Consider the following 11,148-nt stretch of genomic DNA (forward strand, 5'->3'; position numbering starts at 1 on the left):
CTGTTCAGGATTCAGAGGCGAATACTTTACGCTCTTTTGCGCCTGTTCCGCTTCTGGCATGACTGGAACAGATGTAAGAGCTGGAAGTTGCAGATATCTGCTTAATCAGCAGACACTAAGTAAAGAAATCAAGGAACCATTTATAAGAGATGAACAGAATAGATGAGCCAAGGGGAGAGTGCTTTATGTCATTAGGATTAAAAAGAGGAACAGTGCAACTTGAACCGCATGATAAACAGTGGGACGAGACTGCCATTCAAACAATTAAAACACTTAAATCTATATTAGGTGATGATGCTGTTGATATACAGCATATTGGAAGTACAGCAATATCAGTGATCAAAGCTAAACCGATTATTGATATTGTCGTAGGAGTAACTGATTTTGAGAGAATAAAGTTACATAATGAGCAGTTAGAGAATGAAGGAATTTTTTATCGTGGTTCAGATGTCGAACATCAGGTTCTTTATGTAATGGGTGATATGGAAAAGGATATCAGGACACACCATATTCACGTTGTGAAATGGAATGGAACTGAGTGGAAAAATTATATTCATTTTAGAGATTATCTAAATGCTAATGAGAATATGGCTTTGCAGTATCAGAAGTTAAAGGAAGAACTGGAAAGTAAGTATGCAGATGATAGGATAGCATACACTAATGGAAAGCAAGATATGATAGACATTATTCTTGATAACCAATAATTTTTTCCTTGCAGAAGCATTAGTTCTTATGTTAGGATACTATCTAAGGAAAGTACCCATGACAGGGTGGTAGCCTCCCGAGTTTTATGATACCGGTCTATCGGAATACATAGGAAGGGAGGTGGCGCCGATGACGGCTTATGAAATCATTTCGATTTTCATTGGGATATTAGCATTGTTGATGTCCTTTGGTAGCTTGATTGTAGCGTTGCTTGCCTTTCTCGATAAGAGAAACAAGCGAAAATAAAAATGCCTATCCTGTCTGCCAACAGGATAGGCGGTGTCCTTAAGGACATTCATTAACCTAAACTCGGAGCATCCACCTTTGGAGTGGGTGCTTTCTGTTTAATTAGATATTATCATCTTATGTCTGATAATTCAAGAGGTTTTGCTAATTTGGAAAAATTTTTACAGTAAGCCTGTCAGTCCCTTTCGACACAACCATGTTGTCATCAAGCAGATGCTGCTTGATTTCTTCGATGTTCTCATTAATACGCTGTAAACTGGCGTTATATTCTTCTTCGGAATAATCATCTTTTGCATTTATCATATTTTCACGAATTTCCAGAGCTTTCATATAGGTAGAAAGTTTCTTGTTGATGAGATTGTTCTTAAATGAGAGCTTAACAGTTGATGGCTTGAAATTGCCCTCATCATCTTTATCTGCTTCAAATTTCATATCAATCTGATCGTCTAATTTAAACAGCAATGATAATACATCAGAAACTGTTTCTATATCAAAATCCATGAAAATGTTAATACTGATGCCTAATGCATTGGCGATCTTTAAAAGCTGGTCAGGTTTTGGATTTCGGATTCCATATTCATATTTCTTTATGGTTGCGGAGTTTATGCCGGATAGCTGACCAAGTGTTTCTTGCGATATTCCACGCATATTCCGAAAATATTTAATCTTTTCTCCAGTAGTCATAAAACAGCTCCTTTATGATTTGTTAGCTCTATTCTATCACAATAGGACACATTTGTGTATAAAAAGTTTGATGAATTACTTGACAGACACAAATGTGTACCGTATAATACGAATAAATAAGGTCACAAAAGTGTACCGAAATAAAAACAGAAAGGAGAACACAATATGGAGAATACGATGAAGATGTATGTAACAGCAGATGAAGCAGCACAGATTCTTGGAGTATCAAGAGGATATGCTTACAAAATCATTCGTGGTCTTAATAATGAATTGAAAGAAAAAGGCTATCGGGTGATTTCAGGCAAGGTGCCTACAAAGTATTTTGAAGAAAAGTTTTATGGCATGGCAGTTGGTTAAAGGAGAGGAGATGATAATATGCCGGCTACAAGAGATGGTAAGGCTTGGCGCAGCCAGTTCTATTATGAGGACTGGCAAGGCATACGCCATAAAAAGAACAAAAGAGGTTTTAAGACAAAAGCAGAAGCAGAGGAATGGGAGCGTAACTTCCGGCAACAGCAGAGAAAGGATCTGGATATTAACTTTGAGAATTTCGTTGAAATCTATTTTGCTGATATGGAGAACAGACTTAGAGAAAGCACAATTAAGAATAAACGATATGTGTTTGATCTAAAGGTTACGCCGTATTTTAAGAGGAAAAAGATGTGCGAGATTAAGACAGCGGATATTCGGGCATGGCAGAATGAACTGATTAAGCAGGGGTATGCACCAACTTATCTAAAAAGTATCAATAACCAGTTGGCAGCACTTTTCAATTATGCAGTCAGATATTATGACCTGAAAGATAATCCTTGCAGAAAAGCAGGAAGTATCGGGAAAAGCAAAGCTGACGATATGGAGTTTTGGACAAAGCAGGAATTTAAGCAGTTTCTTCCGTCTATGGAGAAGAAACCGGAGGCGAAGATGGCATTTATGCTTCTTTACTGGACAGGAATGCGCATAGGTGAATTACTGGCACTTACCTATGAAGATATTGATTTGGAAAAGCGTATTATAAGCATTTCCAAATCATATCAGAGATTAGATGGAAAGGATGTGATTACACCGCCTAAAACACCAAAGAGCAATCGTAAGATCACAATTCCACCATTTCTGGCAGAGGAATTAAAGGAATATTGCAGTCATTTATATGGGATTATGCCAAATGAAAGAATGTTCCGGTTTACAAAGTCTTATATGGAACATGAGATTGTACGAGGTATAAAGGAAACAGGCGTAAAGAGAATCCGTCTGCATGATCTGCGGCACAGCCACGCATCGCTTCTGGTGGAGCTTGGATTTCAGCCATTGGCAATAGCAGAGCGGCTGGGACATGAAAAGATAGAAACAACATTAAATACTTATTCACATTTATACCCAAATAAGCAGGCAGAACTGGCAGACAGGCTAGAGCTGGAAAACGAGGAGGACAATCTATGAGCGGAGTACACAAGCATCCAACAATCAGCTTTCGTGTATCGGACAGAGAGCGGGAGATAATTGAAGCCAAGATACTTGCAAGCGGCATGCAGAAGAAAGACTATTTTGTTCGTTCCTGCATTTATAACAAAATATGCGTTGTAGGTAAGAAAGAGGTCATATATCAGCTTGTAGAAGAATTGCAGAATATGCAGACTAATATATCCGAACTGGTAAGACAGCTGAAGCAGCAGGATGTAACGCTTACAGACGAAGGATTGGAAGATATGCGGAATGACTGTATGGATATGTTACAGGCGATTATTTCAATGCTTGATGGTGCAAAGTATCTCTGGCAGGGAGCAAAGGAAGAAAAAGAAAAAAGTCCAAACAGCGGCAACTGTCAGGACTTGTGATAACGGGAACACCTCTGTTATCAATGTAAATACAACTAAAGTATAACAGAGGTTCTTCCAAGGAGCAAACAAAACATTTTAGAATTTGGAGGACATTTATGGAAGAACAGAAGACAGAATTAAAGATGATACGGATGTCAGAGGTACAATCGCAGGAAGTGAAGTGGCTGTGGTATCCATTTATACCATATGGAAAGCTGACAATCATTCAGGGTGATCCGGGAGATGGGAAAACTACATTAGTTTTAAACATAGCAGCCAAGTTATCTAAGGGAGAGCATCTTGACAACGATATGAATGTACAGGAGCCTGTAAATGTGATTTATCAGACGGCAGAAGATGGACTGGCAGATACAGTAAAGCCAAGACTTGAGCTTGCCGGAGCGGATTGTGAAAAGATACTTGTTATTGATGAAAGCAATAAATCCCTGTCTATGGCAGATGAAAGGCTTGAAGAGGCACTTGCTAGGACTGGTGCAAAGGTATTGATATTAGATCCGATACAGGCTTATCTCGGTGGTGGAATGGATATGAACCGGGCAAATGAAGCAAGAGATATGACAAAGAAGCTGGGAGCATTAGCAGAGAAATATCAGTGTGCAATTCTTCTTATCGGTCATATGAATAAGGCATCAGGAAATAAAGCTGCATATAGAGGTATGGGGTCTATTGATTTCTTCGCAGTAGCCAGGAGCGTGCTTCTGGTCGGTAGAATAGAAGGAGAACCTGATACGAGAGCTGTTGTTCAGATAAAGAATAATCTCGCTGCATTTGGACATCCGAAAGCATTTATGCTATCGGAGTCAGGATTTCACTGGTTAGGAGATTATGAAATTACAGCAGATGAAGTGCTTGGCGGAATTGCACCAAAGGCAAATAAGCTGGAGCAGGCAAAGCAAATGCTTCTTGGACTGGCGGAAACAACCAATATGATGCAGAGTAAAGAGATTTTTGAACTGGCTGAGGAACAGGGAATTTCTAAGAGAACATTGGAAAATGCAAAGAAAGAGTTGGAGATTCGGGCAAAGAAAATCAATAATTCATGGTATTGGGACTTAGATGTGATTAAACAAAGATAAAGTAAGAACGCAACATTGCAGACTATGTAAGAATTGCGGAGATAAGTTATGCAAGGTTGCAAAGCATATAGGTATTGCAGTGTTGCGGCCTTGGTTGAATTAGAAAAGGCTTGGTGGATTGATATGAAAAATGTACAGATTTCAGAGGAACTTTTTGTAGCGATAATGAGATATTTTATGTTGGAGCAGGAGGAAATGTTACCGCAGATAAAGCAGGGCTTAGAAAAGAAACTGGATGCAATGGTGATGAGAGAATTATATACAAAATATAAGACCGCACCAACAGAAGAAGAAAAGAAAAGGGCTCGAAAGGAATATTTGGATAGACGAGGTGTGCCGGAGAGTTTTCGGTGGTAGTTTTTTTTAAACATATATAACGGCTGCGTGTCACGCTTCCGTTAGAATCGATAAGGAAAATGTGGTGTGTTTGACATAGTGGAGGCTTGTGTACACTGACTGCCGCAGGCAGAAAAGCTCCCGGCAGGGCGCAAAACCTGACTTGTCAGGTTGCATTTTTGATGGCGTAGCTGTCAAAAGTGCTTTTGCGTTACTTTCGACGAAAGTAACAAAGCCAGAGCGAGGAAACCTCGCTCTATGCCGATATCCGGTGCTAATATGACAGATAAAAGAAAGGGGAAGATTGCCTATGGAGAGAACAATAAGTGCAATGATCGGAAAAGGTTCTGTGAACCATAATACCAGAGCATTTACAGCTAAGAATGTAGATAAAAACAGAAGTGTTGATAATGTGGAATTTTGTCAGGAAGATATTAAACAAGTTTATCATAAGCTGTTTGATGAGGCATTGGAACGATATAATGCAAAATAGAAACGGAAAGATCGTGTGATTGATGATTACTATGAGAAAATCAGACGAGGCAAGCAGGAAAAGTTGTTTCATGAAGTAATATTTCAGATTGGAAACAAGGATGATATGAATGCCAAAAGTGAGGACGGAGTGTTGGCAAAAAAGATTTTAACGGAATTTATGGATGAGTTCCAAGCTAGAAATCCGAACTTGTATGTATTCTCGGCACATCTGCATATGGATGAGGAAACACCACATTTACACATTGATTTTGTGCCATATATTACAGGTAGTAAGCGAGGATTGGATACAAGAGTATCGTTAAAATCTGCATTGGCTGCGGAGGGGTTCAAAGGCGGCACAAGAGGTGCTACAGAATTAAATCAATGGATTGCATCAGAGAAGCAGGAACTTGCAGCTGTAATGGAGCGATATGATGTGGCATGGCTTCAAAAGGGCACACATGAGAAACATTTGTCTGTGCTAGAATTTGAAAAGAAAGAACGGGCGAAGGAAGTAGCAGAATTAGATAGCCAGAAATATGAAATAGCTTCGGCGATTGCACAGCTTGGCGAAGAAGTTTCAGTAAAGAAACAGGAGTTAAATGATATTGCATCAGAAAAGCAAATAGCAGAAGCAGCAGTGCAAAAGGCAAAAGAAGAAAGTGCAGTGGCACAACAGGAGAATGAGACATTGCTGGCAAATAATCAGGATTTGCGTGTGGAGAATTCTAGGCTTGAAAGCCGCAAAGACAGGCTTCGCATGGAAAATCATGATTTGAAGCAGAAGCAACAAAGATTACAGGCAGATAATGAGGAATTGGAACAACGACATGAAGATTTACAATACACGAATGGTGAATTACAGAATGTGAATGACCGATTATCTGATGACAATCATACTCTGGAGCAAAGGAACGATGCATTGCAATCTGATAATCAGACATTAAGACAAAAATACAATGATTTGCAACAGAGTAATGTTCAGCTTGAAAAGCAACAGAAAGAGCTTAAAAGCAATATAGAGAAGATGGTTCAATCAGAGGAATTATTACAACGAGATGTGCGTAAGTATGATGAAGCACCAGAATGGCAGTTGCCGGAGCTAGGAGCATTTACAAGTGCGAAAGCGTTTCGGGATAAGGTGGTATTGCCACTTGTGAATAAGTTGAAGTCTTTGGTGAAAAATCTGACAATTCAGTGTGTAAGGCTGAAAGAGGAAGTCCTGAAACTGAGAAAAGAGAAGAGAGAACTTTTGGAAAGTGTGGAGTTTTATAAGGGAAAGATTAGGGATATGAATGAAAGGACAGAGCTGTTGCAGGAAAAGGCGGATGATCTGGAGCGTGTGAAGAGGTATGCTGGTGCTGAGCAGATTGATACGATTATTGGTAAAGTGAAGGAACAGGAGCGTGTGGAACAGAAAGCTAGACGATATAAAAGGACTTATGAAGCAAGATAATGTAAAGGATGGATTGATGTGATGAAGGATGACAGAATGGATAATATTGTGGAATATGCTTATAACATGGATAATGGTTATGTTGAGGTATGGTTTACAGATGGGAATATGCTTCGGATAAAGTGCGAAGAAGTAGAGGCTGCTCTGCGAACAACAGAGCAGTCACTGGTAAAGTTACATAAATTATTGGATAAAAAGCCGATAGAGTATGTGGCGATGGCACTATCCGGGGAGATGCAGGCATATTGTGATATCGAGGATGATATGGTTAAAGGGATGTTTGGAATGATTGTGCAGGGGTATTTGAAGAAAGGGTATAATCGGGCTACGGCGGAGATGATGGCTAGGGAGTTTTTTAGGTATGAGAGTTGAAATAAGTATAGATGTTTTGCACAAAATGCTGTATACTTTAGATGTGAAATTGGATAAAAATTGATATGATATTAGATAAAATAATAGTCGGACAGAAAGGAGATACAGTATGTTTTATTCTCCGTTAAGATATCCAGGTGGTAAAGGAAAATTAGAGCCATTTATGGAATTATTGATTAGACAAACAGGACATTTGGGTGGAACCTATGTGGAACCCTTTGCTGGTGGCGCGGGAATTGCACTGGAATTATTGGAAAAGGGAATTGTGAGTGATATAGTTATCAACGATTTGGATAAGGGGATATATTCATTTTGGAGAGCAATTCTTACAGAAACAGATAGATTTATAAATAATATACGAAATGTAGAACTGAGTATTGATGAATGGAACAGGCAGCGAGAAATAATTGATGATTGTAGTCGATATAGTTATGAGCTTGGTTTCGCAACATTTTATTTGAATAGAACAAATAGATCAGGGATAATAAAGGGTGGCGTAATTGGCGGTATAGAACAAGCTGGTAATTGGAGAATGGATGCAAGATTTAACAGAGAAGCATTGATAGAACGTATAGTGAAAATTGCAAGTCGAAAAAACCATATTCATTTATATAATAAAGATGTTAATTCGTTTATTCAAAATTATTTACCAAAATATCAGCAGAACGCATTTGTGTATTTCGACCCGCCATATTTTGATAAAGGAAAACAATTATATTTGAACTTCTTTTCATATGATGATCATGTTAGGATCGAGAGAATGATAAATAATCAAGTTAATTGTGATTGGGTTATTACATATGATGACGTTCAGGAAATAGCAGATATTTATCAAAATCATATCTTAAAGAGATTTGATTTGAATTATAGTGCGGCTGTAAAGAGAAAAGCAAGTGAGATTATTATATTTAAACGGAAAAGTATGATACCTACAGATAGTCAATTACAACATAATGGAATTTGTGTGAATTTACGATAAGGAGATCACGAATGTACAAGTTATTAAAGTTGAATGATTTTAGACAATTTAAGGATATGGATATTTCGTTAGGAAAAAGATTGACAGTCTTGGCCGGGCGAAATTCAACAGGTAAATCCACAATTTTAGGTATATTGGCCAATAGTGGTGAATTAAAAAAGAAAGATGGAACAACTTATGCAGATGGACAGTTTAGAGCAGAATTTAGTGAGATTTTTCATGGAAGCAAAAAATATGATGCTTCAGGCTCTGACAGAATTCAAATAGATATAGTCGATGAAAATGATGATCAGATCGATTATAGAAAATTCCGGACTGCTTGGCAAAATGATAATGGAAAAGATCGATTTAGAGTGATTCCATTAAAAATGCTTGAAGATGGTAAAAAAACAGAAGCTAAAATGCAGATACCTGTAATTTATTTGGGATTATCTAGGTTATTTCCTATAGGTGAGGCTAATGAGGACAAAATAACCACAAAAAAGATAAAGTTCATTGATGATGAACAGAAACAGTGGTTTGTTGAACAATATACTCAGATATTATCACTATATGATACAGTTACGGATGTTAGCAATTATTCAATAGGAGAAACTGATAAGAAAAAAGGTGTTGGCATAGAAACTGATAAGTATGATTATCTGACTAATTCATCCGGTCAAGATAACTTGGGACAGATTTTAATGGCTATCCTTTCTTTTAAAAGACTGAAAAAACAACGAGAAGAGTGGACTGGAGGTCTCCTGTTAATTGATGAGATAGATGCAACACTTCATCCAGCAGCACAGAAGAGGCTTATTGATTTACTTACAAAGGAAGCAAAAGTAAATGATATACAAGTTGTTGTGACAACGCATAGTTCTGATTTACTTAAGCATATTTGCAACAAAACTGTGCATAATAATATTAATAAGAATAATCCTGTTGAATTGTATTATTTTACAAATGGAAATAGACATTTAGAAATGAAACGCAATCCGGATTATTCAACAATTGAAAATGATTTATTGGTGGAATCTATGTTGCAAAATTCAAATAAAGTAAAAGTTTATTCAGAAGATGCAGAAAATAGGTGGTTTATACGTAAATTAGTACCAGAGTATCTGCCTTATGTAGATATATTAGATGTCAAAATTGGTTGTGATCAGCTATTAAGTCTATATACTGGTGATATATCATATTTTGGAAATGTTCTTATTGTGCTTGATGGTGATGTAAATGATAAGGATTTACAAACGATTCCTGAACAATTAAGAAATCGTTTAAATAATATCATAAAATTACCAGGGACTGTAAGACCTGAGGAAGTAATATACAAGTATATTCTTGATTTGGACCCAGAACATCCATATTGGGAGAATGCTAGTAAAGTTGACATGAATTGGACATATTTTAAGGAAAATGGACCAGATTCATCGAGATATAATCAAGAAAAGGATAGAGAAAAATATAAAAAATGGTTTGTTGATCATCAGGCGATATTTGACTCAACAAAGTTATTTGAATTTTGGGCTGCCGATAATAAAGAGTTGGTAGAGAAATTCAAGAAGAGTTTTGTTGAGTCGTATAATGCAGTTGCAAGTAGAATTTTTTCTATAACAATTAAGGAGTAATCCATTGTAGATTTTATCAAGAGATGTCCTATATCTTAATTCTAATGCCTGGCTCTATTTTGGCTCTAAAAATTTTAGCCGAGGTACACAAAAATGCAAAATTAGATGAATATGAAGAATAAAACGCACAAATGTGTACCAAGAAACAGCCAGATAAATCATTCCGTCCAAGAGTTTGAATAATTTTCAAAAGCTCGCAAAGCCTAGTAAAATGGGCATTTGCGAGCTTGTTTTTTGCCTTGCGGTACTATTTTGGTACTAATTTTGTGTATTTTTTAAGACTCCCTTATATATCAAAATTGCAAGAATATCAGTCGGTATGTAGAGAAGCAAATTACCGAAGAATACAGATGCATTAAATGTACTGCAAGATCCCTTTGTTATTAGAAAGCAAGCAAATGTATGTATAGGTAAGAACAAGGTATAGATAATTATATTTTTATCATGTACAATATTTATATAATTATATTTCTCAGTTGGAGTATTTTTAAAGTTTGAAATATCTTCATTTATATTTTCTTTATTAATAATTTTTATACAAAGAGCTACAAAAGAAGATTTACGTTTTGTTGCAGCACATAATCCTGAATTATTCGGACGTAAAATAAGATAAAGATGATTTATATAACTGTTAAATTCATCACAATTGCATTCGTTTGGTTTAATATATGCATCTTTTATAAGATGGGAAAACCAAGTTATAGATTCAATATATAGCAAATCTGATGGATTTGATTTGAAAAAATTAATATATTCGATTAACATATCAATATCTTCTATTTCTGGCAATTTGAAAAAATTATAATAAATATTTGTTAGAATTATGGATATGATAAAATCTATTATAAAAACCATATAGGTGATAGAAAATAAATCCTTTCTGACAAATTGAGTAATGATAATTCCTATAAGAGGAATATAAAGTGTCAGTAAAAAGAATAAAGTAATATTTGGGAATAATCATTTTACACTCGAAGATTTTGAAAAAATTAAAGAGTATTTTGTTCAAGATGAGTATCAGCATGCAATTGATTATTCAATCATACAGGTGCTAGGAGTGTTTAAAACATTTGTGAGTATTCCAGCATATATTGATAATCTTATATTAGTTCATAAATACACTTGTGATGTATGGAAAAATGGCTCAAAACATTTATATTTTTATACCCTTCATAATCAAGAACATGCTGTTGATCTAATTCGTGTCTGCTGATCAAGCCGCAAACACTTGATTTTACTGACTTTTGCCCCACTTTCTGGTATAATGATAGCAAGGATTTTGACGAAAACAAATCGTTTTTCTTGCAGTTTTTTACAGATTTTGAGCATACGAGGGACTAAAACAATGTACAAACCGATCGACAAGCTACAG

Annotated in this window: 13 protein-coding genes and 1 pseudogene; 11 read left to right on the forward strand and 3 right to left on the reverse strand. The window is 36.3% G+C overall.

Annotated features, from left to right (window positions below):
- The first annotated feature begins 185 nt into the window (after window positions 1-185).
- Window positions 186-704, forward strand: coding sequence for a GrpB family protein (locus H8Z76_RS13245; RefSeq protein ID WP_186982816.1), 519 nt, complete (start codon window positions 186-188; stop codon window positions 702-704).
- Window positions 705-834: 130 nt separating this feature from the next.
- The gene (locus H8Z76_RS13925) at window positions 835-951 is read left to right on the forward strand and encodes a putative holin-like toxin (RefSeq protein ID WP_022085598.1); all 117 of its coding nucleotides are present in this window, start codon (window positions 835-837) and stop codon (window positions 949-951) included.
- Window positions 952-1,095: 144 nt separating this feature from the next.
- Here the strand turns inward: H8Z76_RS13925 and H8Z76_RS13250 are convergent, their stop codons facing one another.
- Window positions 1,096-1,635, reverse strand: a complete 540-nt coding sequence (locus tag H8Z76_RS13250; protein WP_186982817.1) for a helix-turn-helix domain-containing protein — start codon at window positions 1,633-1,635, stop codon at window positions 1,096-1,098.
- 165 nt (window positions 1,636-1,800) lie between these two features.
- Here H8Z76_RS13250 and H8Z76_RS13255 point away from each other — a divergent pair, with 165 nt between their 5' ends.
- The 9 genes and pseudogenes from H8Z76_RS13255 (at window position 1,801) to H8Z76_RS13295 (ending at window position 9,776) form a co-directional block, all read left to right on the forward strand.
- Window positions 1,801-1,992 carry an ICEBs1 excisionase gene (locus H8Z76_RS13255; protein ID WP_116444116.1) on the forward strand — a complete coding sequence of 64 codons (192 nt, stop codon included), beginning with the start codon at window positions 1,801-1,803 and terminating at the stop codon, window positions 1,990-1,992.
- Between the two features lie 18 nt (window positions 1,993-2,010).
- The gene (locus H8Z76_RS13260) at window positions 2,011-3,072 is read left to right on the forward strand and encodes a site-specific integrase (RefSeq protein ID WP_186982818.1); all 1,062 of its coding nucleotides are present in this window, start codon (window positions 2,011-2,013) and stop codon (window positions 3,070-3,072) included.
- On the forward strand, window positions 3,069-3,467 hold the full coding sequence (locus H8Z76_RS13265; protein WP_186982819.1) for a plasmid mobilization protein: 399 nt from the start codon (window positions 3,069-3,071) through the stop codon (window positions 3,465-3,467). Before H8Z76_RS13260 ends, H8Z76_RS13265 begins: the two co-directional genes overlap by 4 nt.
- A 98-nt stretch (window positions 3,468-3,565) precedes the next feature.
- Window positions 3,566-4,546, forward strand: coding sequence for an AAA family ATPase (locus tag H8Z76_RS13270; RefSeq protein WP_186982820.1), 981 nt, complete (start codon window positions 3,566-3,568; stop codon window positions 4,544-4,546).
- Between the two features lie 48 nt (window positions 4,547-4,594).
- A complete protein-coding gene (locus H8Z76_RS13275) occupies window positions 4,595-4,903 on the forward strand; it encodes a complexin-2 (RefSeq protein ID WP_330595073.1) in 309 nt (102 codons plus the stop codon).
- 310 nt (window positions 4,904-5,213) lie between these two features.
- A pseudogene (locus tag H8Z76_RS14055) lies at window positions 5,214-5,885 on the forward strand (plasmid recombination protein); the annotation flags it as partial.
- A 948-nt stretch (window positions 5,886-6,833) separates the two neighbouring features.
- On the forward strand, window positions 6,834-7,184 hold the full coding sequence (locus H8Z76_RS13285; protein ID WP_186982821.1) for a DUF6061 family protein: 351 nt from the start codon (window positions 6,834-6,836) through the stop codon (window positions 7,182-7,184).
- 109 nt (window positions 7,185-7,293) lie between these two features.
- Window positions 7,294-8,163, forward strand: a complete 870-nt coding sequence (locus H8Z76_RS13290) for a DNA adenine methylase (RefSeq protein WP_186982822.1) — start codon at window positions 7,294-7,296, stop codon at window positions 8,161-8,163.
- Window positions 8,164-8,174: 11 nt separating this feature from the next.
- On the forward strand, window positions 8,175-9,776 hold the full coding sequence (locus tag H8Z76_RS13295) for an ATP-dependent nuclease (RefSeq protein ID WP_186982823.1): 1,602 nt from the start codon (window positions 8,175-8,177) through the stop codon (window positions 9,774-9,776).
- Between the two features lie 258 nt (window positions 9,777-10,034).
- On the opposite strand, the gene H8Z76_RS13300 is transcribed toward H8Z76_RS13295, so the two are convergent.
- Complete coding sequence (locus H8Z76_RS13300; RefSeq protein WP_186982824.1) at window positions 10,035-10,541, reverse strand: hypothetical protein; 507 nt, start codon at window positions 10,539-10,541, stop codon at window positions 10,035-10,037.
- 411 nt (window positions 10,542-10,952) lie between these two features.
- Window positions 10,953-11,148, reverse strand: a 196-nt coding sequence (locus H8Z76_RS13500; protein ID WP_207723146.1) for a hypothetical protein, incomplete at its 5' end; no start/stop codon positions are given.

Source organism: Roseburia yibonii (genome assembly GCF_014297335.1).
Lineage (GTDB): Bacteria > Bacillota > Clostridia > Lachnospirales > Lachnospiraceae > Roseburia_D > Roseburia_D yibonii.

Excerpts from the sequence above, each read along its gene's own strand:
- H8Z76_RS13245 (WP_186982816.1), top strand. The coding sequence starts at position 186 with ATGTCATTAGGATTAAAAAGAGGAACAGTGCAACTTGAACCGCATGAT.
- H8Z76_RS13925 (WP_022085598.1), top strand. The coding sequence starts at position 835 with ATGACGGCTTATGAAATCATTTCGATTTTCATTGGGATATTAGCATTG.
- H8Z76_RS13250 (WP_186982817.1), bottom strand. The coding sequence starts at position 1,635 with ATGACTACTGGAGAAAAGATTAAATATTTTCGGAATATGCGTGGAATA.
- H8Z76_RS13255 (WP_116444116.1), top strand. The coding sequence starts at position 1,801 with ATGGAGAATACGATGAAGATGTATGTAACAGCAGATGAAGCAGCACAG.
- H8Z76_RS13260 (WP_186982818.1), top strand. The coding sequence starts at position 2,011 with ATGCCGGCTACAAGAGATGGTAAGGCTTGGCGCAGCCAGTTCTATTAT.
- H8Z76_RS13265 (WP_186982819.1), top strand. The coding sequence starts at position 3,069 with ATGAGCGGAGTACACAAGCATCCAACAATCAGCTTTCGTGTATCGGAC.
- H8Z76_RS13270 (WP_186982820.1), top strand. The coding sequence starts at position 3,566 with ATGGAAGAACAGAAGACAGAATTAAAGATGATACGGATGTCAGAGGTA.
- H8Z76_RS13275 (WP_330595073.1), top strand. The coding sequence starts at position 4,595 with ATGCAAGGTTGCAAAGCATATAGGTATTGCAGTGTTGCGGCCTTGGTT.
- H8Z76_RS13285 (WP_186982821.1), top strand. The coding sequence starts at position 6,834 with ATGAAGGATGACAGAATGGATAATATTGTGGAATATGCTTATAACATG.
- H8Z76_RS13290 (WP_186982822.1), top strand. The coding sequence starts at position 7,294 with ATGTTTTATTCTCCGTTAAGATATCCAGGTGGTAAAGGAAAATTAGAG.
- H8Z76_RS13295 (WP_186982823.1), top strand. The coding sequence starts at position 8,175 with ATGTACAAGTTATTAAAGTTGAATGATTTTAGACAATTTAAGGATATG.
- H8Z76_RS13300 (WP_186982824.1), bottom strand. The coding sequence starts at position 10,541 with ATGTTAATCGAATATATTAATTTTTTCAAATCAAATCCATCAGATTTG.